Origin of the sequence: Dickeya sp. MK7, from assembly GCF_000406305.1 — a bacterium.
GTDB classification, from domain to species: Bacteria; Pseudomonadota; Gammaproteobacteria; order Enterobacterales; family Enterobacteriaceae; genus Dickeya; species Dickeya fangzhongdai.
On sequence record NZ_CM001984.1, the window covers coordinates 283,568 to 305,514 of the forward strand.

The window sequence follows — 21,947 nt, forward strand, 5'->3', positions numbered from 1 at the left end:
CGCGCTCAGTCTCCGGTTGTCCCGGTTCGCCTTCGCAGCCAGTCACGGATAAACGCGGCGATCTGTACCGGCTGGTTGAGATCCAGACAGGGCAGGGCGAGCGTTAAGGCGGAGTCGCTGGCCACAGCCAGCGTGTCGGCATCGATCAGCGTTGCGATATCACGCCCAGACTCGTGACGGTAAAGCAGGATTTTATCGATCGGTTCGCTTCTGCCTGTTGATTCCAATGTGTGGTATTCAGGGCATGAAAAAGCCCGCTACGGTGAGCGGGCCTGAGAGATGTTGGGTGTGATTAATGCAGTATCTGAGCCAGGAATGTTTGTGTACGTTCTGAGCGCGGGCTGCTGAAGAAGATATCCGGCGGCGCCTGTTCGACGATCTCACCCTGATCCATAAAGATTACCCGGTTGGCTACAGTACGGGCGAAGCCCATTTCATGGGTCACGCACAACATGGTCATGCCGTCTTCCGCCAGACCCAGCATGGTATCCAGTACTTCTTTCACCATCTCCGGATCCAGCGCCGATGTCGGTTCGTCAAACAGCATGATTTTCGGCTTCATGCACAGTGAGCGGGCAATCGCGACACGCTGTTGCTGGCCGCCGGAAAGCTGCCCGGGGTATTTATGGGCATGCGCGGCGATGCGCACTCGTTCCAGATAGTGCATCGCCAGCTCTTCCGCTTCTTTTTTCGGCATATTGCGAACCCAGCTCGGCGCCAGCGTACAGTTTTGCAGAACCGTCAGATGCGGGAACAGGTTGAAATGCTGGAACACCATGCCCACTTCTGTTCTGATTTTCTCAATGTTGCGGCTATCGTGGTTAAGTTCGATGCCGTCTACCACGATACGTCCCTGCTGATGTTCTTCCAGATGGTTGATACAGCGGATGGTAGTTGATTTACCGGAGCCTGACGGTCCGCACAGAACAATACGTTCCCCTTGTTTGACCTGCAGGTTGATATTTTTCAGTACGTGGAACTGCCCATACCACTTATTCACGTTTTCCAGCGTGATCATGTAGTCGGAAGATGGTGTTAACGTGTCCTGGTTCATGGGTAACCTCAATGAGACTTGCGTCCGGTATCAAAACGTTTTTCTAAGTGCTGGCTATAACGCGACATGCTGAAACAGAAGATCCAATAGAGGATGGCGGCAAATACGTAGCCTTCCGTGGACATTCCCAGCCAGGCCGGATCAACGGTCGCTTGCTGAATGCTGCTGAACAGGTCGAACAGGCCGATGATGATCACCAGGCTGGTGTCTTTGAACAGCGCGATGATGGTGTTGACCAGACCGGGTATCACCATCTTCAGCGCCTGAGGCAGAATCACCAACCCCTGCATACGCCAGTAGCCGAGCGCCAGAGATTGGGCCGCTTCATATTGCCCTTTGGGCAGCGCCTGCAGACCGCCGCGGACCACTTCCGCCACATAGGCGGACTGAAACAGAATCACCCCGACCAGCGCGCGCAGCAGTTTGTCGATGTTGGTGCCTTCCGTCAGAAACAGCGGCAGCATAACGGAGGACATGAACAGTACGGTAATCAGCGGTACGCCGCGCCAGAACTCGATAAAGATGACGCAGAGCGCCCGCAGTACCGGCATGTTGGAGCGACGTCCCAATGCCAGCAGGATTCCCAGCGGCAAGGCGCCGGCAATGCCGATAGCCGCGATGATGATGGTCAACGTCAGGCCGCCCCACTGGCGGGTTTCCACCCGAGTCAGGCCGCCAAAACCACCGAACAGCAACCACCAGGCGATTAGCGGATAGACCACGCACCAGATGGCGATGTAACGACCACGGCGCGGCAGGTTGCGCCAGAACATCGGCAGGATGCTGATCAGCGCCAGTACCAGTGCGAAATTGATGCGCCAGAGCTCTTCCCGTGGGTAAAGCCCGTACATGAACTGCTCGAAACGGGCATGGATAAACACCCAACAGGCGCCGTCACTGGTGCAATCCGCGCGGGTGGATCCGATCCAGTTGGCCTTGAGAATGGCCCAGTTCAGCAGCGGCGGGATCAGAGTCCAGAGCAGCCACAGACAGGCCAGCGTCAGCACACTATTGGTGATGCTGGAGAACAGGTTCCGTCGCGCCCAGACGATGGCGCGGTTAATGGGCGTCGGGTTGGATGGTGTGTGTGTAATCATGGTCATCCTATTCCTTTAACGCTCAATTAAGGCGATTTTCCGGTTATAGATGTTCATCAGTAACGAGATCAGCAGGCTGATAATCAGGTAGACCGACATGGTGATGGCGATGGTTTCGATGGCCTGGCCGGTCTGGTTCAGCACGGTGCCGGCGAACAGCGACACCATATCCGGATAACCGATGGCGGCAGCCAACGACGAGTTTTTCACCACGTTCAGATATTGGCTGGTCAATGGCGGAATAATCACGCGCAGCGCCTGCGGCAGAATAACCTTACGCAGGGTGACCGGTTTGGGAAGGCCCAGCGACAACGCCGCTTCGTGTTGCCCATAAGAGACGGACTGGATCCCGGAGCGGATGATCTCGGCGATAAAGGAGGAGGTATACACCGACAATGCCAGCGCCAGCGCCGCCAGTTCAGGAATCAGCACCAGCCCGCCGCTGAAGTTGAATCCTTTCAGTACCGGGAAATCCCAATGCAGCGCCCGGCCGAAAATCAGATGCGATAAGCCCAGCAACACCACGAGCATCGCCAGCGGAATCGGCCAGGACCTGCGTTGCTGACCGGTAAGGGCATGGTAGCGCTTATTGCGGCGGAAAATCATGGCGGCGACGATCAGCGTAACGATCAGCGCCAGTATCGAAGGAAGCGCCCCCGGGCCAAATTCGGCGGCCGGAATATACAATCCGCGGTTGCTCAGGAAAAAGGTATCGAGCGCGTTGACCGCCTGACGCGGGCCCGGCAGGTTGCGCAGTACCGCGAAATACCAGAAGAAAATCTGCAGCAGCGGCGGAATATTGCGGAATGTCTCGATATAGATAGTGGACAGTTTACGTAACAGCCAGTTGTCGGACAGACGAGCCAGGCCGACGATAAACCCCAGCAGCGAGGCGCAGACAATACAAATAGCCGAGACCAGCAGCGTATTCAGCAGACCGACGACAAAGACGCGGGCGTAAGTATCGCCTTGTTCATAGTCAATCAGGTGCTGAACAATACCAAAGCCGGCGCTGTTGTTCAGAAAGGCAAAACCTGACGTAATCCCGCGCTGCGCCAGATTGGTTACCGTGTTGTGCAGCAGATAACCGACGGTAACCACGACGATTACGACCGCCAGGATTTGATACAACCAGGCGCGCACCGCTGGATTAGTCAGTGATAAATCACCTTTCACGGTTGGGCGTTGCAGCATGTTGGAGCCTCAGTGACAGATAAAGCAAGGGCACGGCTGGTTCGCAGCACGTGCCCGGTTTTACATCAGGAATCAGCGAACGGCAGGGGCGTACTGGATGCCGCCTTTGTTCCACAGTTCGTTCAGGCCACGTTTGATTTTCAGCTCACTGCCCTGACCCACGTTGCGCTCAAACACTTCGCCGTAGTTGCCCACTTGTTTGACGATTTTGTAGGCCCAGTCGGCCGGCAGTTTCAGGTCTTTGCCGTAGTTGCCTTCTTTGCCCAGCAGGTGCGACATGTCCGGGGTGGTCGGTTTGGCGGCCATCTGGTCGACGTTCTGAGAGGTAATGCCCATCTCTTCGGCGTTCAGCATGGCGAACAGCGTCCAGCGGACAATCGCGTACCAGTCTTCGTCACCGCGGCGTACTACCGGTCCCAGCGGTTCTTTGGAGATCACTTCCGGCAGTACTACGAAGTCGGCCGGTTTGCCCAGTTTGATGCGCAGGGCGTACAGCTGAGACTGGTCGGAAGCCAGCGTATCGCAGCGGCCGGAATCCAGCGCTTTGGCGCTTTCGTCAGAGCGGTCGAAGGTCACCGGGGTGTATTTCATGTTGTGGGTTTTGAAGTAGTCGGCCACGTTCAGCTCGGTGTCGGTGCCGGCCTGGATACAAACGGTTGCGCCGTCCAGCTCTTTAGCGCTTTTCAGTCCGGCTTTGTTATGGGTCAGGAAGCCGATACCGTCGTAGTAGGTTACGCCGGTGAACAGCAGGCCCATGCCGCCGTCACGGGAGGAAGTCCAGGTGGTATTGCGGGACAGCAAATCCACTTCGCCGGACTGCAGGGCGGTGAAGCGCTCTTTGGCGGTCAGCGGGGTGAATTTGACTTTATTGGCATCGCCAAAAATGGCCGCAGCGACACCGCGGCAGACGTCAACGTCGATACCGGAGTATTTGCCGTTGGCATCGGCATACGAGAAACCAGGAAGTCCATCACTGATACCGCACTGCACGAACCCTTTCTTTTGAATCGCATCCAGAGTTGCGCCTGCGTGTGCCTGGTTGATGAAGGCAAACAGTGAAGCGCTGGCGACCAGCGTGGACATAATCACTTTCTTCATAATCATCGTATGTGCCTAATGTAATAGTAATGTGCTGTTGTGTTTTGGCGCAGTCATGGCTGCACCTGCTCTGTCTGTCGGCGTTGTGCCCCGGATTCGGGAGCCGTCGTTATCAGAAAGCAAGAACAATGCCAGCTTGTAATCATCGTGCTACGGGCAAGAAACTAAATCGTATCAGTGGTACGCCGTGATAAATCAGAGGTATGGGGGGATAAAGGAAAGGCATAGGATGCACCAAAATGGAGGAAGCAGGCTGTGCTCGATCCATTTTGGTGCAACTTACGTAAAAACCGGGAATTAATGCGTTGAGGCTGCCTCAAGGAGGGCAACTGCCAGCGGCGGCGCTATCTGTTTTAGTGCAGCGCGTTCCGGCTGAAACAGGGTGCCGACAAAAAACGGGTGATCGGTGAGTTCGACCGCGCGAATATCGCCGTTGTCATCCACGCCAGACACCCGGACGCCGGCGGCGGTGAACGCATCCCGAAACGCTTCGTTGATGCCGTAGCGGCAGCGATAGCCTTCGGTGATCGCGTCGCGGCCGTAAGCGCGGCCGATGCGTGAGTCGGGCGACAGGCGAATATCGCCCTGTTTTTCCACCATCTCGCATTGTAATGGAGCAATCACCGCCCGGCCTTCCAGAGTGACTTCCGCATTGTTGGCGTCATGCCAGCCCAACACATGACGGGCGTATTCCAGCAGGGCGTACTGGCAGCCTCCGCAGGTGCCCAGAAAAGGGAGCTGTGTTTCGCGGGCAAACCGAATGGCCTGCAGGATATTGTCGTCGTGGCGGTACGGGCTGGCGGGTACGCACCAGACGGCGTCGAAGGCGTCGAGCTGAGCCGCGGGCGACAACTGTTCGCTGTCTATCCATTGGTACTGAAGGTTGAGATTAAGCTGGCGGGCGGCAAGGTCGAGAGCGGGCGGGATAGCCTGATGGGCGGTGACGGCAGGGTTGTAGTCACCTATCAGCGCGATTCTGACAGTCTGTTTCATGACATTCTCCGGCTGGTAAAACAGAAGGCTACGGTAAATCGGAGGTAATGTCGAGGTGGTCAGTCTGATTGTGAGAGAGGGGAAAGGCAGGCCAGACGGCCTGCCTGCCGGTTATCAATGCACGATGTGGCGCTGGTAGTATTTTTCCAGCCAGGTCTGCAGTTTGCTCAGCACGGTGCTGAACAGCAGGTAGATTAATGCGGCTTCGACATAGAGAATCAGCGGCTCGTAGGTCACCGACACGATACGCTGCGCCGCCAGAAACATTTCCGGCACCGTGATTACGGCGGCCAGCGACGTGTCCTTGACCAGCGAAATAAAGGTATTCGCCAGCGGCGGCAGCGACACGAATACCGACTGCGGCACGATCACCCAGCGGATGGCCTGTGCTCCGCTCATGCCGAGCGAATAGGCGGCGTTCCACTGCCCCCTCGGCACGGACAGAATAGCGCCGCGCACGATTTCCGAGCTGTAGGCGCCGACGTTAAGGCTGAAACCGATCAGGGCCGCCGGGAATGCGTCCAGCGTGATGCCGGCGTTGGGCAAGCCATAAAAAATCAGGAACAGCTGGACCAGCAGCGGCGTACCGCGAATCACCCACACATAAAAGTCGCAAATTCGCTTGAGCGATTTCGGGCCGTACAGGCGTAGCAAGGCGACCAGCACCCCGATCATCAAACCGAGGATAAAGGAAAGAATCGCGAGAGGAACGGTAAATGTCAGCCCAGCGGAAAGCAGACTCCAGAAGGAGTCTGCCATGAGTTGTAGCCATGATGGCATCTAAAATAACTCCGATATCAATGCATTATTTGGAAACGTCTTGTCCAAAGTATCGCACAGAAATCGTCTTATAGGTGCCGTCCGCTTTGATTTGATCCAGCGCGTTGTTCAGCGCATCCACCAGTTGCGGCTGGTTTTTACGTACCAGAATGGCGGACGGGTCGCCGCTTTCAGCGGTGGCAACCACTTTCACATTGGCGTCCGGCTTGTGTTTTTTGAAGTCCAGGAACGACAGGTTATCGTTCAGGGTGGCTTCGGCGCGACCGCTCAGCACCAATTCCAGCGACTGGTTGAAGCCGTCGGTCGGCACGATTTCCGCACCGTAGCTGGTCGCCAGCTTGGAGTAGTTGCTGGTCAGGCTCTGGGCGGATTTGTGGCCTTTCAGATCGTTGAACGATTTGATGCTGGTGTTATCGCCACGTACGATCAGCACCGATTTGGCGTCGATATACGGCTTGGAGAAATCGTATTTCGCCTGACGCTCTTTGGTTACGCCCACCTGGTTAATAACGGCGTCGTAGCGTTTGGCGTCCACGCCGGCAATCAGCCCGTCCCAGCGGCCTTCGACGAACTCCGCTTTTACGCCCAGTTTTTCCGCCACTGCACGGCCGACATCCACATCGAAACCGACCAGTTTGCCGGAGGCATCATGGTAGGTGTAAGGCGCGTACGTGCCTTCGGTACCGAATTTAATCACACCCGCGGCCTTGATGGCGCTGAGATCGTCCTGAGCCTGTGCCAGCGCGCTGGTAACCAGTAAAGCGCCGGTAAGTAATGCTAAGCGAGATTTTTTCATCATAGTTCCTGCCAGGTATGGCTATTGCCGTTGTAAGTCAGAAATGCTGCGAATTTACGTGATGTCATGATGTTTGCCAAGTACATAAAGACATGGCTTATATCTGCTATGAATATAGTGAGCGCCGGTGTTTTTTACCACTGAGGGCCGCGGGTTAGCATCGCGGGAAGGCGTGATATACGGTGGTAACAATCGGTTGCCAGACTTGTACTTTCCCGCCGTAGTCTGTTGCCTGAGGAGGAGTTATGAAGCTCAGACTTGCCAGCTATAACGTTGAAAACCTGTTTCATCGCACCGCTATTCTCAACCTGCCCGACCCGCAGCAAAGCAGTGAGTTACTGGAGAAAGTACGCCAGTTGCAAACGCTGCTGGATGCCGATAAGTATGACGATGCCCTGAAAGACCGAATTTTTACCCTGACCAGCAATCTCCAACCCTACATTGACCTTCGCGTCGACGGCGGCTCGCTCGGCAGTTGGAAAAACGAGGCGGGCAAGACCGGATTCCGGATTAACAAGAGCTGCCAGGGTCGAGGCGACTGGCTGGGCGAGCTGATTTTTCGCGCCGAAGCGTTCGGCGATCAACAGCGAAAAAATACCGGACTGGTCATCAAGGCGCTGAATGCCGATATCCTGTGTGCGGCGGAAGTGGAAAACATGGCGGTGTTGCGCGATTTCAACCGGCAAATTCTGGCGGATCAGGCGTTCGCTCAGTATGTCTTGATCGACAGCCCGAACGATCCACGCGGCATCGATGTCGCCTGCCTGACGCGTCATCGTATTATCCAGTTGCGTACCCATATTTTTGACGCCGGCGAGTCGTTTACCCCGCTGTTCAGCCGCGATTGTCTGGAGGTGACGATAGATGTCGGCCTGTCGAAGCCGGTACATGTGCTGTGTAATCACTTCAAAAGCCAGAACGGCCGTAACGATGACGAACGCGAACGCGCGGCCAAACGGCGGCGCGCGCAGGCGGAGCGGGTTGCCGACATTGTCCGCGGGTACAATCTGCAGCAGGAGTATGTGGTGGTGATGGGCGACCTGAACGAGGATGTCGCCAATCCCTGGCATAGCCTGGCGCCGCTGTTTTCCGTGCCGGATTTGCACCCGGCGATCGATCCTTCCCTGCCGGAAACGGCGCGTTATACCTATTACTTTTCTGGCGGTAAGGCCGGGGAACGGCTGAACCAACTGGACTATATTTTCATTTCCACGCCGTTGCATCAGGCGAAGGTCACCTGCGGCATTGAACGGCGCGGTATCTATAACATTGACAAGATCACCGCCAAAGAAGGCGCGGAACCGGTGAAGCCGTTCCCGACCGTCACCTCCTGGGATACCGCGGCGTCGGATCACGCCGCCGTGTGGGTCGAGCTGGATATCTCCTGAATTCGTCCGGCATGGGGCGGCGACAGTGAGGAGATTGCACCGTTGTGAACGGGGCGGGTTATCCGCCTCGTTTTCGGGTCATCCGCCTCGTCTTAATGTGCCTCTCGGCGCAGGAAGAAAGGCGCGGCAGCGGAATCTGCCTGTGAACTCATGATTCTTATTCATAAGTACAAGCATTTTCTATCTATAGTCTTCATCCCGGCGGCTGCTTAAATTATCGACCATCAAGACAATGATGGAGAAGAGATGATGTCACAGCGAATCTGGCTGATTACCGGGGTCAGCACCGGCTTTGGTCGTGAACTGACGCAGCAACTGTTGGCAAAGGGCGACCGCGTGGTGGGCACGGTAAGACATCTGGCCAGCGCGCAGCCCCTTATAGATCAATGGCCGCAGACGTTCCGCCCGGAAATACTGGATGTCACGGATACTGCAGCGATAACCGGTGTGGTCGAGCGGACATTCAAACAGTTCGGCCGTATCGACGTGGCGATCAGCAACGCTGGTTATGGGCTGTTTGGCGCGGCGGAGGAACTTTCCGATCGTCAGATCGAGCAGATGATCGCCACCAATCTGCTGGGGTCCATTCAATTTATCCGCAGCGTGATTCCCATCATGCGCCAGCAGGGCGGAGGGCGCATTATCCAGATCTCGTCTTATGGCGGGCAGGTGGCCTTCCCCGGCAATTCTCTCTATCACGCCACCAAGTGGGGGATTGAAGGCTTTGTCGAGTCGGTCGCGCAGGAAGTCGCGCCCTTTGGCATTGGCATGACGCTGGTTGAACCCGGCGGCGCCCGCACCGAATTCCGCTACGGCAGCGCGCAGGTCGCCACATTGACGCCGGTTTATGACGCGACGCCCGCCCATGCTTTTTTGCGTATGCTTGATCCTGCGAATGGGCTGGCACCGGGCGATCCGGTCAGAATGGCGGCGCGCATTATCGAAAGCGTTGATCAACAACCGGCGCCGTTGCGCATGGTGCTGGGTTCTCAGGCGTTGCAAGGCACGATCGACGTACTGCGCAAACGGCTGCAGGATTTTGAACAGCAGGTCGATTTGGCCGCGTCCACCGACTTCCCGCCGGGAGCGTAATGCATTATCGATTGCCTTTTACCACAGGGCGCGTGCGCCACGCGCATCCGTAATCAGCCGCGATAGCGCAGCGCGTCGATAAACAGTGAAAAGGCGGCTGTGTGCTGCTTACGGCTGGGATAGTACAGGTAATAGCCGGGAAACGGTTCGCACCATGACTCCAGTACCTGAATAAGACGCCCTTCTGCGACCGCTTGCCGAATGGTGTCTTCCGGAACGTAAGCCAGCCCCAGACCGGACAGCGCGGCGTCGATGCGGTGCTGCAGGTTGTTGAATGTCAGCTGGCCGTCGACCCGGACGCGGATTTCGCGCCCGTCTCTGGAAAACTCCCAGGCGAACAATCCCCCTAATGTTGGAAGACGCATGTTGATGCAACTGTGTTGCTGTAGCGACTGTGGGGTTTCGGGCACGGTGTGACGGGCGAAATACGCCGGCGAACCGACTACCGCCATGCGCATATCCGGGCCGATGCGAACAGCCACCATGTCTTTGGCGACCTGCTCGCCCAGCCGGACTCCGGCGTCAAAACGCTCGTTAACGATGTCCGTCAGCGCGTTGTCGACGGTAATTTCCAGATGGATATCCGGGTACTGGCTGAGGAACGGTTTCAATACCGGCCAGAGGACAAAATTCACCGCATGTTCGCCGGCCGTCAAACGGATATTGCCCGCCGGTTTGTCGCGCATTTCTCCCAGATCTTCCAGCGCGTATTCGAGTTCACTGAGCGATGGCGAAATATTCCCGAGCAGGCGCTCGCCGGCTTCGGTCAATGACACGCTGCGCGTGGTACGCGTCAGCAGGCGGATGCCTAACCGTTCTTCCAGGCTGCGCATGGCATGGCTTAGCGCCGACTGGGATATGCCCAGCTTCGCCGCGGCGCGGGTGAAGCTCTTTTCCTGCGCGACCATGCGAAACGAAATGAGATCGCTGAAGTTTTCTTTAAGCAATTGATTTGCCTCCTGTGGCGCAGCGCGCGTGTCGTCGCCTGACACTATACTGAATAAATATATGAATTTAACTCATAGCTCCATGCGGATTTCCCTGTCTAGTCGCCGGTTATCAGGCGCGATACGTTTTCATCAGCGATTGAGCTTGGGCGGACGTGGCGTTTAAGGCGAAAGCGGCGTTTCAGACGAGAACGGCGTGGTTGACGACGGCAACGCCTTGTCGGGCGCGACGCCGATATTGGCTGGCGCCAACCATACTGATAGCGACGTATGGCGCACAGCCTTGATGCCATGCCCCGTCGCCCTGTTGATGTTAACGCCGGCAATCTGGCCGGGAGTAGAGGAAAAAATGAAGATTATTCGTAATGGCTCACAGCCTTCCCGGCAAGGCCCGGAAGCATGGTTTACCGGTCAGGTGCGCATTGACGCGCCGTTTCAGGCGACTGAACCCGCCCGCGTGGGCGGTGCGACCGTGACGTTTGAGCCCGGCGCACGCACCGCCTGGCACTCCCATCCGCTGGGGCAAACGTTGATTGTCACTCACGGGCAGGGCTGGGTTCAGGAATGGGGACAGGCGGTTCAGGCAATCAATCCGGGAGATATCGTATGGATCCCCGAAGGGGTCAAGCACTGGCACGGCGCGGCGGCGGAAACGGCGATGACGCACATTGCGATTGCCGAGTCGCTTGACGGCAGCGTGGTGGAATGGATGGAGCACGTCAGTGATGAGCAATACCCGAAATAACCTGGGGGATCACGAGAAGGCAGATATTTTGACTGAGAACCAAGGTAATAAGGTGGTGGTGATTGCCGGAGCCAGCAGCGGGCTTGGCGAAGCGCTGGCTCGCCATCTGGCCGCGCAGGGCGCCAGGTTGGTATTGGGCGCACGCCGGTTAGATCGGTTACAGGCGCTTGCCCGCTCGCTGGGGCTGCCGGAGGCTGCGGTAGTCGGCACCGATGTGACCCGTCCGGAGCAGGTTCAGGCGCTGGTCGACCGTGCCGTTGCACTGTACGGCCGCATCGACGTGATGGTCAACAACGCCGGGCTAATGCCGCATTCCCTGCTGGAACGGCGCCGGATTGAGGACTGGGACGCCATGATCGATGTCAATCTGAAAGGCGTGCTGTACGGCATCGCCGCCGCGCTTCCTTATATGAAGCAGCAACAGCGCGGGCACATCATTAATACTTCTTCGGTGGCCGGACACAAAGTCCGCCCCGGCAGCGCGGTTTATGCGGCCACCAAGACCGCGGTCCGGGTGATTTCGGAAGGGCTGCGTCAGGAGGTCAAACCCTACAATATTCGCACCACCGTTATCTCGCCCGGCGCGGTGGAAAGCGAACTGGTGCAAAGTATTACCGATCCTGACATGGCAGCGGGCGTCAAGTCGTTCTATGACGACTATGCTATTTCTGCAGAGTCGTTCGCCCGGGTCGTGGCCTTCGCCATCCGCCAGCCTGAAGACGTGGATATTAACGAAATTCTGTTCCGTCCGACCCGGCAGGAATTGTAATCACGCTTTGAATAAGGCAAGGAGTCAACTATGACCATGAAAGTACTGGGTTATGCTGCGCAGTCGTCAACCGCGCCGTTAGCGCCGTTTCACTTCACCCGCCGTACGCCGCGCCCTGATGATGTGGTGGTGGAGGTGCTCTATTGCGGCGTTTGCCACTCCGATCTGCATCAGGCGCGCAATGACTGGGGCTTTAGCCATTACCCGCTGGTTCCCGGCCATGAAATCATCGGGCGTGTGACCGGCGTTGGCGCCGGCGTCACCAAATTCAAACCTGACGATCTGGTGGGTATCGGCTGCATGGTGGATTCGTGTCGTGAATGTCAGCCCTGTAAGCAGGGCCTGGAACAATACTGCGATGAAGGCAACGTGCAGACCTATAACGGGGTCGACCGTCATGATCACCAGCCGACCTATGGCGGCTATTCTCAGCAAATCGTCGCCTCGCAGGATTTTGTGCTGCGGATTCCCGCATCGATGGACCTGAAATCGGCGGCGCCGCTGCTGTGCGCCGGGATTACCACCTGGTCGCCGCTGCGTCACTGGAACGTAGGTAAAGGCAGCAAAGTGGCGGTGGTTGGATTGGGCGGTCTGGGTCATATGGCGATCAAACTGGCTCACGCTCTCGGCGCGGAAGTGACGCTATTCACTCGTTCTCCCGGCAAAGAGGCCGACGCCCGGCGTTTAGGCGCCGATCGCGTTGTGCTTTCTACTTCGGCATCGCAGATGGAAACCGTCAAAGGGCAGTTTGAGCTGATTATCGATACCGTACCCTACGAACATGATATCAACCCTTACATGCCGACGTTGACGGTAGACGGCACCCTGGTGTTTGTGGGCCTGCTGGGCGATATCAACCCGATGCTCAGTACCGTTTCGATGATTCTGGGGCGGCGCTCGGTGGCGGGTTCCTGCATCGGCGGGATTGCCGAGACGCAGGAAATGCTCGACTTCTGCGGCGAGCATGGCATCACGTCCGACGTGGAAATGATCGATATTCAGAACATCAACGCGGCCTATGAACGTATGTTGAAAAGCGACGTGAAATACCGGTTTGTCATCGATATGGCATCGCTGGCATAAGCTTCCGGCACGCTGGTTCAGGACAGTCTGATTAAGCGGAAAACGCGAAGGTGAGATGGTGAAACTGTGACACGGTAATAAGTAAAAAGGCGCGATTCCTATCCGGTATCGCGCCTTTTGTATTCAGTGGATGACTGATGGTTATCAGTTCATGCCGTATTTTTTCAGTTTCTTACGCAGCGTGCCGCGGTTGATACCCATCATCAGAGCAGCGCGGGTCTGGTTGCCGCGGGTGTACTGCATCACCATGTCCAACAGCGGCTGTTCTACTTCAGCCAGTACCAGCTCATACAGGTCATTCACGTCCTGACCATTCAGTTGAGCGAAATAGTTCTTCAGTGCCTGTTTAACCGAGTCGCGCAGGGGTTTTTGGGTTACCTGAGCCTGAGAGTTTACAGTGGAAACGGTCAGTACGTCAGAATTCACGCGTTGTTCGAACATAGTTCTGTCAGCTCTTTTTCTGTTTACGCAAGATTTTCAAAATATGCCTTCAACGCCTCCAGCTGTTCGCTGGCGTCCTCTATGGCGTTGAATGTGCGCCTAAACTGGTCGTTTGGGGCGTGCTCCTGGAGATACCAGGACACGTGCTTACGCGCTATACGAAATCCCTTGCCTGGACCATAAAAGTCGTGCAATTCCCGTATATGCCCGATCAACAAGCGCTTGACCTCTGCCAGTGGCAGCGGGGGCAGCAGCTCCCCTGTGTCCAGATAATGCTGGATTTCCCGAAAGATCCAGGGTCTTCCCTGAGCGGCTCGTCCTATCATCAGGGCGTCTGCCCCGGTGTAATCAAGAACCGCTCTGGCTTTGCGCGGGTCAGTAATGTCGCCATTCGCAATGATGGGAATGGAGACGCTCTGCTTAACTGTCCGAATACTGTCGTATTCCGCTTCGCCATTGAACAGACACGCGCGCGTGCGTCCATGAACGGTTAGCGCCTGAATACCACAGTCTTCAGCCAATTTGGCAATCTCTGCACAGTTACGGTGCTCTGGCGCCCAGCCGGTGCGGATTTTCAGTGTTACCGGTACGTCTACCGCTTTCACCACCGCAGTCAGGATCTGTTTGACCAGTTCCGGATACTGCAACAACGCCGATCCGGCCATCTTGCGGTTGACCTTCTTGGCCGGGCATCCCATGTTGATGTCGATTACCTGCGCGCCGTTCTCCGCATTGATTCTGGCGGCCGCCGCCATCTCGTCCGGATCGCCGCCGGCGATCTGCACCGCCCGGATACCGGGCTCATCGCTGTGTACCATGCGCAGTCGCGACTTGTCCGAACGCCACACTTCCGGATTGGAAGAAAGCATTTCGGAGACCGTCATTCCAGCGCCCATCGCGTGACAGAGTGCCCGGAACGGGCGATCGCTTACGCCCGCCATCGGGGCGGCAATCAAACGATTGGGAAGCTGAAATTGTCCAATGCGCATAGACAAAGAGTGACCATACTGTGCCTGCAAGGGCGCGTATATTACGCATTTTTTACGCGATAGGAAAGGCCAAACTTTGAGCAATTGAGCGGAACAGATCAAGGAAATGCCGCATTGCTTCCACGCTGTTTTTATTTTTCCTTTATTTACAGAATGTTATTTTCATGTCGCTGATTTTGTAAACAGGCTGGGGAAATAAAACATCTGCCTGAATATGCTGTTTCACCGCATAGAAACAGTGATTGATGGCAGCGGCAGTACATTTGTCCAGCGAAATGTCCACAGGAGACGCCTGCCGGAACCGCGATGTTCCGGCAGGCAATCGCAACAGGTCAGACCGGTTTACGAACGCCGGTAATGCGGCACCACTCTTCTTTTTCCGCCACCGGGTCGAGCTGGAATCGGTCTTCATAGGCTTCCGCCACGCTTTGCGCTTGCGAAGCCAGAATTCCGGACAGGCCGAGGTGGCCGCCGCTCTTGGGCAGCACGCCGATCAGCGGCGCCAGTTCACGCAGCGGGCCGGCCAGAATGTTGGCGACCACCACGTCGGCGGACAGGTCTTTTGGCTGATCCTTCGGCAGATACAGCTCCAGACGCTCGGACACGCCGTTACGCTGTGCGTTGTCGCGGCTGGCCTGAATCGCCTGCGGATCGATATCGATACCGATGGCGTGGGCGGCGCCGAGTTTCAGCGCGGCAATCGCCAGAATGCCGGAACCGCAGCCGAAATCGATGATGGTCTTGCCGTCCAGATCCAACCCGTCGAGCCATTGCAGACATAGCGAGGTGGTGGGATGGGTGCCGGTGCCAAACGCCAGGCCGGGGTCCAGCATCACGTTGACCGCGTTCGGGTCCGGCACGTCGCGCCAGCTCGGGCAAATCCACAGCCGCTTGCCGAACTGCATCGGGTGGAAGTTTTCCATCCATTCCCGCTCCCAGTCCTTGTCTTCCAACTGTTCGATTTTGTGCCGAAAACCGGCGCCAAGCAGCGGTTCCTGCTCCAGCATGGCGACGACCTCGGCCATGTCGGTTTCGGCGTCGTACAGACCGATGACGTCGGTATCGCCCCATAAACGGGTTTCACCCGGCAGCGGTTCGAACACCGGCGTGTCATGGGTGTCCTGAAACGTGACCGAGACGGCGCCGCTTTCAGACAGCGCGTCGCCCAGTTGTTCCGCGTGTGCGCCGGACGTATTGATTTTCAGTTGAATCCACGGCATAGCAGCCTCTGACCTCAAAGTGATGAAGATGCGGCAACCGCAGGCGCGGGCTGGCGCCCAAAGCGGTTGCCCAGAATAAACGCCACCAGGCTTAACAGCAGCGATGGCACGATCGGATGAAAACCGGCCAGCTGGATGTTGAAGCTGGCGAGCAGGGTGTAGCTGGCTGCGCCGCTGAACATTGAACACAGCGCGCCGGAGGCGTTGGCGCGTTCCCAGTACAGGCCCAGCACCAGCGGCCACAGGAACACCGCTTCCAGTCCGCCGAACGCCAGCAGGTTCAGCCAGATGATCATTTCCGGCGGCCGCCATGACGCCAGCAATACCAGCAGGCCGAGCAGCAAGGTGGTGAAACTGGACAGATGGCGGATATAACGCTCGTTGCTTATCTTCTGAGGATAGACGCTCAGGTAAAGATCTTTCACGATCGTCGCGGAAGCCTGCAGCAAATGGGCGTTAATGTTCGACATGATGGCGGCGGTCGGCGCAGCCAGAAAGATCCCGGCGGCCAGCGGCGGCAGCACGGTCAGCATGAGCTCCGGCAGCACCTGATCGGGAATCGTCAGGTTGGGCAGGATAGCGCGTCCCAGCGCGCCGGCCAGATGCATACCCAGCATCAGTACGCTGATGACGAGGGTGCCGATCAGGATGCCGCGGTGCAGCGCCTTGCTGTCGCGGTAGGAAATGCAGCGCACGGCGGTGTTGGGCAGGCCGATGACGCCGAAACACACCAGCACCCAGAACGACGCCATGAACGGCGCGGACAGGATCTGGTTGCTGCCGTGCGGATCGACCAGCGCCGGGTTGATCTGCGCCAGTTTGCCGACGGCGGCCGGCAAACCGCCCGCTGCGTAGATCACGCCTGCCAGCAACAGCAGGGTGCCGATCAGCATCACAATCCCCTGCAACGCGTCGTTCAGCACGCTGGCGCGAAAGCCGCCGAACGCGGTGTAGAGCGCGATGGTAATGCCGAAAATCAGCAGCCCGACGTTATAAGGCACGTGCGCTACCGTTTCCAGCAGCCGGGCGCCGCCGATAAACTGTACCGCCATCGCGCCGATAAACGCCACCAGCAGGCTCAGACTGGCGAACCAGACCAGCAAACGGCTGCCGTAGCGGGCGTATAGCATGTCATTGAGGGTGATGGCGTTGTAACGGCGCGCCAGAATCGCGAACTTCTTGCCGAGGATGCTTAGCGACAACAGCATGGTCGGCACCTGAATCATCGACAGCAGTACCCAGCCCAGCCCGTATTTGTAAGCCGCGCCAGGGCCGCCGATGAACGAACTGGCGCTGACATAGGTACCGATCAGCGTCATCGCCAGTACGAAGCCGCCCATCGAGCGGTTGCCGATAAAGTATTCGGTGAGAAAGTTGCCCTGCTGGCGACGCCGCCAGGCATATATCGACAGGCCGAACACCAGCAGCAGATAAGCAATCAGCGGCAGGATGACATCACTTTGCATCGTGATCCTCCAGTGAAACATCGCGGAACACCACGCGCACCATCAGCCAACACAGGCCGATAAACAGCAACGGCAACGCCAGACAGGCCAGTTCGAACCAGTGCGGCAGACCCGTCAGGCCGGGACGGTTGTCGGGCAGATAGGCAAAGAGCACCCAGGCTACTAGATAAGCCAGCGTCAGTATCAGTGACCAGCGGGCTTCGCGGTGAGCCTGGAGAAAGCGTTTATCCATGATTTCCCCTTAATCCGGCAGGAATCAGTGTATAGGTGACACAAAACAGGGGATTTTACGGCATGCCAGCCAATTGCCCAGCGAAAAATCGATGCATCGAGCCAGAAAGAGGCGGGCGGCGCGGAAATAAAAACGGGCCGGCATGGCCGGCCCGTTTCATCGGTGCGGGAGATTACTGCAGGCCGAGTTTCTTTTCCAGATAGTGGATGTTGGTGCCACCATGCTGGAAGTTTTCGTCGGACATGATGCGCATCTGCAATTCCACATTGGTCTTGATGCCATCAATGATCAGTTCCGCCAGTGCGTTCTTCATACGGGAAATAGCGATGTCGCGGCTTTCACCGTAGGTGATCAGCTTGCCGATCATGGAATCGTAGTGCGGCGGCACGGTGTAGCCCGCGTAAATGTGCGATTCCCAGCGCACGCCAAAACCGCCCGGCGCGTGGAAGCGGGTGATCTTGCCAGGGCTCGGCAGGAAGGTGTTCGGGTCTTCCGCGTTGATACGGCATTCCACCGCATGGCCGCGCACCTGCACTTCGCTCTGCTTGATGGACAACGGCTGACCAGCGGCGATGCGCAGCTGTTCTTTGATCAGGTCGACGCCGGTAATCATTTCCGTCACCGGGTGTTCTACCTGAATACGGGTGTTCATCTCGATAAAGTAGAACTCGCCGTTTTCGAACAGGAACTCAAACGTACCGGCGCCACGGTAGCCGATGTCCACACAGGCTTTGGCGCAGCGATCGCCGATATAACGGCGCAGATCGGCGGTGATGCCCGGCGCCGGCGCTTCTTCGACCACTTTCTGGTGGCGGCGCTGCATGGAGCAGTCGCGCTCAGCCAGATAGATGGCGTTGCCCTGGCCGTCTGCCAATACCTGGATCTCCACGTGACGCGGATTTTCCAGGTATTTTTCCATGTAGACCATGTCGTTGTTGAACGCCGCTTTTGCTTCCGCGCGGGTCATGGCGATGGATTGCTCCAGCTCTTTCTCGCTGCGTACCACACGCATACCGCGACCGCCGCCGCCGCCGGAGGCTTTAATAATGACCGGATAACCGATGCGCTTACCGATAGCGCGGTTCTTGTCCATGTCGTCGCCCAACGGGCCGTCAGAGCCCGGCACACAGGGAACACCGGCTTTTTTCATGGCGCTGATGGCGGACACTTTGTCGCCCATCAGGCGAATGGTGTCGGCGCGCGGACCGATGAAAATGAAGCCGGAGCGCTCAACCTGCTCGGCGAAGTCGGCGTTTTCGGACAGGAAACCGTAACCGGGGTGGATCGCCACCGCGCCGGTGATTTCCGCCGCAGAAATGATCGCCGGAATATTCAGGTAGCTTTTCGCAGACTGCGCCGGGCCGATGCACACGGTTTCGTCCGCCAGCAATACGTGTTTCAGGTCGCGGTCCGCTGTGGAGTGCACGGCGACGGTTTTGATGCCCAGTTCTTTACAGGCACGCAAAATGCGCAGAGCAATCTCACCGCGGTTGGCGATGACAATTTTATCTAGCATGGTAAGCCTCGTTATTCGATGACAACCAGTGGCTCGTCAAATTCAACCGGCTGGCCGCTTTCAACCAGAATGGCTTTCACCACGCCTGCTTTGTCCGCTTCGATCTGGTTCATCATTTTCATTGCTTCAACGATGCACAGGGTATCGCCCACTTTTACCTGCTGACCGACTTCCACGAAGGCTTTGGCGTCCGGGCTCGGCGTACGGTAGAAGGTGCCGACCATCGGCGAGCGCACGACGTGACCGCTGATGGCGGCCGGCGCGGCTTCTGCAGCGGCGGCGGGCGCAGCAACCGGGGCGGCGGCCGGAGCGACCTGCGGCATCGGTGCGTAGGCCTGTTGCATAATGGGGTAGCTACCCGGCGCCGGAGCGCGACTGATGCGTACTGACTCTTCGCCTTCGGAGATTTCCAGTTCGGCGATGCCGGATTCTTCAACCAGTTCGATCAGCTTCTTGATTTTACGAATATCCATGAATGTGGTTCCGTACTCTTGTTTATTGGAAACGGTTAATTGGACGTTGACAGGCGTTTGACCGCCGTCTGTAAACCATAATGGTATCCGTCTGCCCCCAGACCGCAGATCACCCCGGCCGACACGTCGGACAGGTAGGAGTGATGGCGGAAGGGTTCACGCGCGTACACGTTGGTCAGATGGATCTCGATAAACGGGATGGCGACCGCCAACAGGGCATCCCGCAGCGCCACACTAGTGTGGGTAAAGGCTGCCGGGTTAATCAGAATGAAATCGGTGTTTCCTCTGGCCTGATGGATACGGTCAATCAGCTCATGTTCCGCATTCGACTGCAGGTGGGAAAGCTGCACGTTCAGCGCTGCCGCATCCTGCTCCAGTCGGCTCACAATCTCCGCCAGCGTCGTATGGCCGTATTTGTCCGGCTCACGGGTGCCCAGCAGATTCAGGTTTGGACCGTTAAGGAGCAAAATGTGAAACTTGTCTGCCATTGTGCTGCTATCTCCCTCGATTGGCTCAGTGGCGCACAACATAACGCGAAGCTATCCGTTTGTCACCCTTTGCCGGGCGAAAATATCCGTTTTCACCCGCAAGGTTTGAACATTATAGCCATATCGTAGCAGTTGGCAGCGAAATACTGGTCTTATCTCCGGAGTTGCCACGTCGTCATTGACAAATTTTTACGAAATTTCACGGAGAACGCCGCCTGATTTACGCCGATATTCGCGATTAACGACGCCACTGACGCAATTTCTTGTAGCGAAAAAGCAGCAAGATGACGGCAACTGACGCGTAAATGATTGGCAATGGCGACAGCGATTTGACCGACCAAAGATAATGAACCGGGGCGAGGATCGCGACCAGATAAATGAGATTATGCAGCTTTTGCCAGCGAGCTCCCAGTTTTCGCTGCGCCGATTGGGTGGAGGTCGCCGTCAGCGCCAGCAGGATTAGCCAGCTCGCCATACCGAGCGTCAGGTAAGGTCGCAGGAAAATCTCTTTTCCCAACAGATCGAGATGATTGACCCCCAACTCCAGCAAGGTGTAGCTGAGCAGGTGCAGGCTGGCCCAGGCAAAACACCACAGCCCCAGCAGGCGGCGACAACGGATCAGCAACGGCTGTTTGCCGTAGCGCGCCAGCGGCGTCACCATCAGCGTCGCCAGCAGCAGTTTAAGCGCCATTCGGCCGGTAAAATGCTGGATATCTTTTGCCGGATCGGCGCTGAACGCGCCCTGATTGACGGCGAATACCAGCCATGCCAGCGGCAGAAACGCCGCCAGATGCAGCACCACTTTCAGGGCTGTGATGTGTCGGGCGGTTAAACGCATGCGGACGTTTTCCTGTGCATTGAGCATTCCTGTGAGTCCCGGACCATATGGAGTAAACCCTGCGGCGATCAGTAATTCGCCCGTAAATCCAGCCCCTGATACAGCGAGGCGACCTGGTCGGCATAACCGTTGAACATCAGCGTCGGCTGGCGCTGAACGTTCAACAATCCGCCGGAGCCGATCACCCGTTCGCTGGCCTGTGACCAGCGCGGATGGTCGACGTTCGGATTGACGTTGGCGTAAAACCCGTACTCGTTGGGCGCGGACAGATTCCAGGTGGACGGCGGCTGCTGCCGGGTCAGCCGGATATGCACGATGGATTTGATGTTCTTGAAGCCGTATTTCCACGGCGTAACCAGCCGTATCGGCGCGCCGTTTTGCGGCGGCAGCGTTTTGCCGTATACGCCGACCGCCAGCAACGTCAGCGGGTGCATGGCTTCGTCCAGGCGTAACCCTTCGACGTAGGGATAGTCCAGGCCGCCGCCCACGAAACTGTCTTTCTGACCGGGCATCTGCGCTGGGTCATAGAGCGTCTGAAAGGCGACATAACGGGCGTCGCTGGTGGGTTCGGCCAGTTTTATCAATTGCGACAGTTCAACGCCGACCCACGGGATCACCATCGACCAGGCTTCGACGCAGCGAAAACGGTAGATGCGTTCTTCCAGCGCGAAACGGCGACGAATGTCGTCGATATCCAGCGTCATGGGTTTGGCGACTTCGCCGTCAATCCGGACTTTCCAGCCCTCGGTCTTGAGACCGCCCGCGTTGGCGGCAGGGTCGGCCTTGTCCAGACCGAATTCGTAGAAGTTGTTGTAGCCGGTTACTTTGTCTTCCGGCGTTAACGCCAGGTCCGGGTGCCACTGCGGCGGCTGACTGAACGTTAGCGGCTTACCGGGCGGGGCGACAGGCGCCTGCTTGCCCTGGAACCAGTTGAGCAGGTCGGCGCGCGCGCCGGACGACAGGCTCAGCGTGGCGGCGGTAAGACCCAGCGCCTTGAGGACGGTTCGGCGTTGGTGGAACAGGGATTCCGGCGTCACATCGGCGTCGGTCAGTTTGCGATGTCTGGGCATGGTGAACTCCCGCTTTTGATTATTGATGTCTGGCTGGGGGATTCGGGTTAAATGCTCGCCCTGATCGTGATGGCGATGTGGTCAGTATGCGGTGAAATAATGCGCCGGGGAAACGTTCTTTTTTTACCGGGTGTTACATTATACCGGATGTTGCATTATACCGGATGTTACATTCTGC

Annotated in this window: 23 protein-coding genes; 5 read left to right on the plus strand and 18 right to left on the minus strand. The window is 57.4% G+C overall.

Translation table 11 applies throughout. The features are described 5' to 3' along the window. Positions 1-292 precede the first annotated feature (292 nt). The 7 genes from DXXMK7_RS01375 to DXXMK7_RS01405 all read right to left on the minus strand — a co-directional run bounded on the left by DXXMK7_RS01375 (position 293) and on the right by DXXMK7_RS01405 (position 7,012). Positions 293-1,054: an amino acid ABC transporter ATP-binding protein gene (locus DXXMK7_RS01375; RefSeq protein WP_038663273.1), complete on the minus strand. Its 762-nt coding sequence runs from the start codon at positions 1,052-1,054 to the stop codon at positions 293-295. A gap of 8 nt (positions 1,055-1,062) precedes the next feature. Continuing rightward, on the minus strand, positions 1,063-2,157 hold the full coding sequence (locus DXXMK7_RS01380; RefSeq protein WP_038917525.1) for an amino acid ABC transporter permease: 1,095 nt from the start codon (positions 2,155-2,157) through the stop codon (positions 1,063-1,065). A 9-nt stretch (positions 2,158-2,166) separates the two neighbouring features. Further along, the gene (locus DXXMK7_RS01385) at positions 2,167-3,345 is read right to left on the minus strand and encodes an amino acid ABC transporter permease (protein ID WP_038917526.1); all 1,179 of its coding nucleotides are present in this window, start codon (positions 3,343-3,345) and stop codon (positions 2,167-2,169) included. A gap of 72 nt (positions 3,346-3,417) precedes the next feature. Next, complete coding sequence (locus DXXMK7_RS01390) at positions 3,418-4,443, minus strand: amino acid ABC transporter substrate-binding protein (protein WP_038669033.1); 1,026 nt, start codon at positions 4,441-4,443, stop codon at positions 3,418-3,420. A gap of 297 nt (positions 4,444-4,740) precedes the next feature. Beyond that, a complete protein-coding gene (locus DXXMK7_RS01395) occupies positions 4,741-5,436 on the minus strand; it encodes a CTP synthase (protein ID WP_038917527.1) in 696 nt (231 codons plus the stop codon). Between the two features lie 114 nt (positions 5,437-5,550). After that, positions 5,551-6,216: an amino acid ABC transporter permease gene (locus DXXMK7_RS01400; RefSeq protein ID WP_038917530.1), complete on the minus strand. Its 666-nt coding sequence runs from the start codon at positions 6,214-6,216 to the stop codon at positions 5,551-5,553. A gap of 25 nt (positions 6,217-6,241) precedes the next feature. After that, positions 6,242-7,012 carry an amino acid ABC transporter substrate-binding protein gene (locus DXXMK7_RS01405; protein WP_038917532.1) on the minus strand — a complete coding sequence of 257 codons (771 nt, stop codon included), beginning with the start codon at positions 7,010-7,012 and terminating at the stop codon, positions 6,242-6,244. Between the two features lie 245 nt (positions 7,013-7,257). Here DXXMK7_RS01405 and DXXMK7_RS01410 point away from each other — a divergent pair, with 245 nt between their 5' ends. Further along, a complete protein-coding gene (locus DXXMK7_RS01410) occupies positions 7,258-8,400 on the plus strand; it encodes an endonuclease/exonuclease/phosphatase family protein (protein ID WP_038917533.1) in 1,143 nt (380 codons plus the stop codon). A gap of 246 nt (positions 8,401-8,646) precedes the next feature. Next, complete coding sequence (locus DXXMK7_RS01415) at positions 8,647-9,492, plus strand: SDR family oxidoreductase (protein WP_082170943.1); 846 nt, start codon at positions 8,647-8,649, stop codon at positions 9,490-9,492. 53 nt (positions 9,493-9,545) lie between these two features. Here DXXMK7_RS01415 and DXXMK7_RS01420 read toward each other — a convergent pair whose 3' ends face one another. Then, a complete protein-coding gene (locus DXXMK7_RS01420) occupies positions 9,546-10,439 on the minus strand; it encodes a LysR family transcriptional regulator (protein WP_038917534.1) in 894 nt (297 codons plus the stop codon). A gap of 349 nt (positions 10,440-10,788) precedes the next feature. Here DXXMK7_RS01420 and DXXMK7_RS01425 point away from each other — a divergent pair, with 349 nt between their 5' ends. The 3 genes from DXXMK7_RS01425 to DXXMK7_RS01435 are packed head-to-tail and all read left to right on the plus strand — an operon-like array spanning position 10,789 to position 13,036. Continuing rightward, complete coding sequence (locus tag DXXMK7_RS01425) at positions 10,789-11,184, plus strand: cupin domain-containing protein (protein WP_038917535.1); 396 nt, start codon at positions 10,789-10,791, stop codon at positions 11,182-11,184. Next, the gene (locus tag DXXMK7_RS01430; RefSeq protein ID WP_371206443.1) at positions 11,165-11,953 is read left to right on the plus strand and encodes an SDR family oxidoreductase; all 789 of its coding nucleotides are present in this window, start codon (positions 11,165-11,167) and stop codon (positions 11,951-11,953) included. The genes DXXMK7_RS01425 and DXXMK7_RS01430 overlap by 20 nt, the downstream gene beginning before the upstream one ends. Before the next feature lie 30 nt (positions 11,954-11,983). Then, entirely contained in the window at positions 11,984-13,036 is a 1,053-nt protein-coding gene (locus tag DXXMK7_RS01435; RefSeq protein WP_038917536.1) for an NAD(P)-dependent alcohol dehydrogenase, read from the plus strand. A 144-nt stretch (positions 13,037-13,180) separates the two neighbouring features. On the opposite strand, the gene fis is transcribed toward DXXMK7_RS01435, so the two are convergent. The 10 genes from fis to msrP form a co-directional block, all read right to left on the minus strand. Beyond that, positions 13,181-13,477: a DNA-binding transcriptional regulator Fis gene (gene fis / locus DXXMK7_RS01440; RefSeq protein ID WP_012883002.1), complete on the minus strand. Its 297-nt coding sequence runs from the start codon at positions 13,475-13,477 to the stop codon at positions 13,181-13,183. 23 nt (positions 13,478-13,500) lie between these two features. After that, entirely contained in the window at positions 13,501-14,466 is a 966-nt protein-coding gene (gene dusB / locus DXXMK7_RS01445; RefSeq protein WP_038663237.1) for a tRNA dihydrouridine synthase DusB, read from the minus strand. A gap of 332 nt (positions 14,467-14,798) precedes the next feature. Then, a complete protein-coding gene (gene prmA / locus DXXMK7_RS01450; RefSeq protein ID WP_038917538.1) occupies positions 14,799-15,686 on the minus strand; it encodes a 50S ribosomal protein L11 methyltransferase in 888 nt (295 codons plus the stop codon). Positions 15,687-15,700: 14 nt separating this feature from the next. After that, on the minus strand, positions 15,701-17,152 hold the full coding sequence (panF, locus tag DXXMK7_RS01455) for a sodium/pantothenate symporter (protein WP_038917539.1): 1,452 nt from the start codon (positions 17,150-17,152) through the stop codon (positions 15,701-15,703). Further along, positions 17,142-17,384 carry a YhdT family protein gene (locus DXXMK7_RS01460; RefSeq protein WP_033570481.1) on the minus strand — a complete coding sequence of 81 codons (243 nt, stop codon included), beginning with the start codon at positions 17,382-17,384 and terminating at the stop codon, positions 17,142-17,144. The genes panF and DXXMK7_RS01460 overlap by 11 nt, the downstream gene beginning before the upstream one ends. A gap of 172 nt (positions 17,385-17,556) precedes the next feature. After that, positions 17,557-18,900 (minus strand): acetyl-CoA carboxylase biotin carboxylase subunit, encoded by a 1,344-nt coding sequence (accC, locus tag DXXMK7_RS01465; RefSeq protein WP_038917540.1) that lies wholly within the window; start codon positions 18,898-18,900, stop codon positions 17,557-17,559. 11 nt (positions 18,901-18,911) lie between these two features. After that, positions 18,912-19,373 (minus strand): acetyl-CoA carboxylase biotin carboxyl carrier protein, encoded by a 462-nt coding sequence (accB, locus tag DXXMK7_RS01470; RefSeq protein WP_038917541.1) that lies wholly within the window; start codon positions 19,371-19,373, stop codon positions 18,912-18,914. Positions 19,374-19,408: 35 nt separating this feature from the next. Continuing rightward, on the minus strand, positions 19,409-19,861 hold the full coding sequence (aroQ, locus tag DXXMK7_RS01475) for a type II 3-dehydroquinate dehydratase (RefSeq protein WP_029456545.1): 453 nt from the start codon (positions 19,859-19,861) through the stop codon (positions 19,409-19,411). 238 nt (positions 19,862-20,099) lie between these two features. Then, positions 20,100-20,699, minus strand: coding sequence for a protein-methionine-sulfoxide reductase heme-binding subunit MsrQ (msrQ, locus tag DXXMK7_RS01480; RefSeq protein WP_038917542.1), 600 nt, complete (start codon positions 20,697-20,699; stop codon positions 20,100-20,102). Between the two features lie 68 nt (positions 20,700-20,767). After that, the gene (gene msrP / locus DXXMK7_RS01485; RefSeq protein WP_038917543.1) at positions 20,768-21,769 is read right to left on the minus strand and encodes a protein-methionine-sulfoxide reductase catalytic subunit MsrP; all 1,002 of its coding nucleotides are present in this window, start codon (positions 21,767-21,769) and stop codon (positions 20,768-20,770) included. Positions 21,770-21,947: the final 178 nt, after the last annotated feature.

Coding starts and splice junctions, on each gene's coding strand:
- DXXMK7_RS01375 (WP_038663273.1), bottom strand. CDS start 1,054: ATGAACCAGGACACGTTAACACCATCTTCCGACTACATGATCACGCTG.
- DXXMK7_RS01380 (WP_038917525.1), bottom strand. CDS start 2,157: ATGACCATGATTACACACACACCATCCAACCCGACGCCCATTAACCGC.
- DXXMK7_RS01385 (WP_038917526.1), bottom strand. CDS start 3,345: ATGCTGCAACGCCCAACCGTGAAAGGTGATTTATCACTGACTAATCCA.
- DXXMK7_RS01390 (WP_038669033.1), bottom strand. CDS start 4,443: ATGAAGAAAGTGATTATGTCCACGCTGGTCGCCAGCGCTTCACTGTTT.
- DXXMK7_RS01395 (WP_038917527.1), bottom strand. CDS start 5,436: ATGAAACAGACTGTCAGAATCGCGCTGATAGGTGACTACAACCCTGCC.
- DXXMK7_RS01400 (WP_038917530.1), bottom strand. CDS start 6,216: ATGCCATCATGGCTACAACTCATGGCAGACTCCTTCTGGAGTCTGCTT.
- DXXMK7_RS01405 (WP_038917532.1), bottom strand. CDS start 7,012: ATGAAAAAATCTCGCTTAGCATTACTTACCGGCGCTTTACTGGTTACC.
- DXXMK7_RS01410 (WP_038917533.1), top strand. CDS start 7,258: ATGAAGCTCAGACTTGCCAGCTATAACGTTGAAAACCTGTTTCATCGC.
- DXXMK7_RS01415 (WP_082170943.1), top strand. CDS start 8,647: ATGATGTCACAGCGAATCTGGCTGATTACCGGGGTCAGCACCGGCTTT.
- DXXMK7_RS01425 (WP_038917535.1), top strand. CDS start 10,789: ATGAAGATTATTCGTAATGGCTCACAGCCTTCCCGGCAAGGCCCGGAA.
- DXXMK7_RS01430 (WP_371206443.1), top strand. CDS start 11,165: ATGAGCAATACCCGAAATAACCTGGGGGATCACGAGAAGGCAGATATT.
- DXXMK7_RS01435 (WP_038917536.1), top strand. CDS start 11,984: ATGACCATGAAAGTACTGGGTTATGCTGCGCAGTCGTCAACCGCGCCG.
- fis (WP_012883002.1), bottom strand. CDS start 13,477: ATGTTCGAACAACGCGTGAATTCTGACGTACTGACCGTTTCCACTGTA.
- dusB (WP_038663237.1), bottom strand. CDS start 14,466: ATGCGCATTGGACAATTTCAGCTTCCCAATCGTTTGATTGCCGCCCCG.
- prmA (WP_038917538.1), bottom strand. CDS start 15,686: ATGCCGTGGATTCAACTGAAAATCAATACGTCCGGCGCACACGCGGAA.
- panF (WP_038917539.1), bottom strand. CDS start 17,152: ATGCAAAGTGATGTCATCCTGCCGCTGATTGCTTATCTGCTGCTGGTG.
- DXXMK7_RS01460 (WP_033570481.1), bottom strand. CDS start 17,384: ATGGATAAACGCTTTCTCCAGGCTCACCGCGAAGCCCGCTGGTCACTG.
- accC (WP_038917540.1), bottom strand. CDS start 18,900: ATGCTAGATAAAATTGTCATCGCCAACCGCGGTGAGATTGCTCTGCGC.
- accB (WP_038917541.1), bottom strand. CDS start 19,373: ATGGATATTCGTAAAATCAAGAAGCTGATCGAACTGGTTGAAGAATCC.
- aroQ (WP_029456545.1), bottom strand. CDS start 19,861: ATGGCAGACAAGTTTCACATTTTGCTCCTTAACGGTCCAAACCTGAAT.
- msrQ (WP_038917542.1), bottom strand. CDS start 20,699: ATGCGTTTAACCGCCCGACACATCACAGCCCTGAAAGTGGTGCTGCAT.
- msrP (WP_038917543.1), bottom strand. CDS start 21,769: ATGCCCAGACATCGCAAACTGACCGACGCCGATGTGACGCCGGAATCC.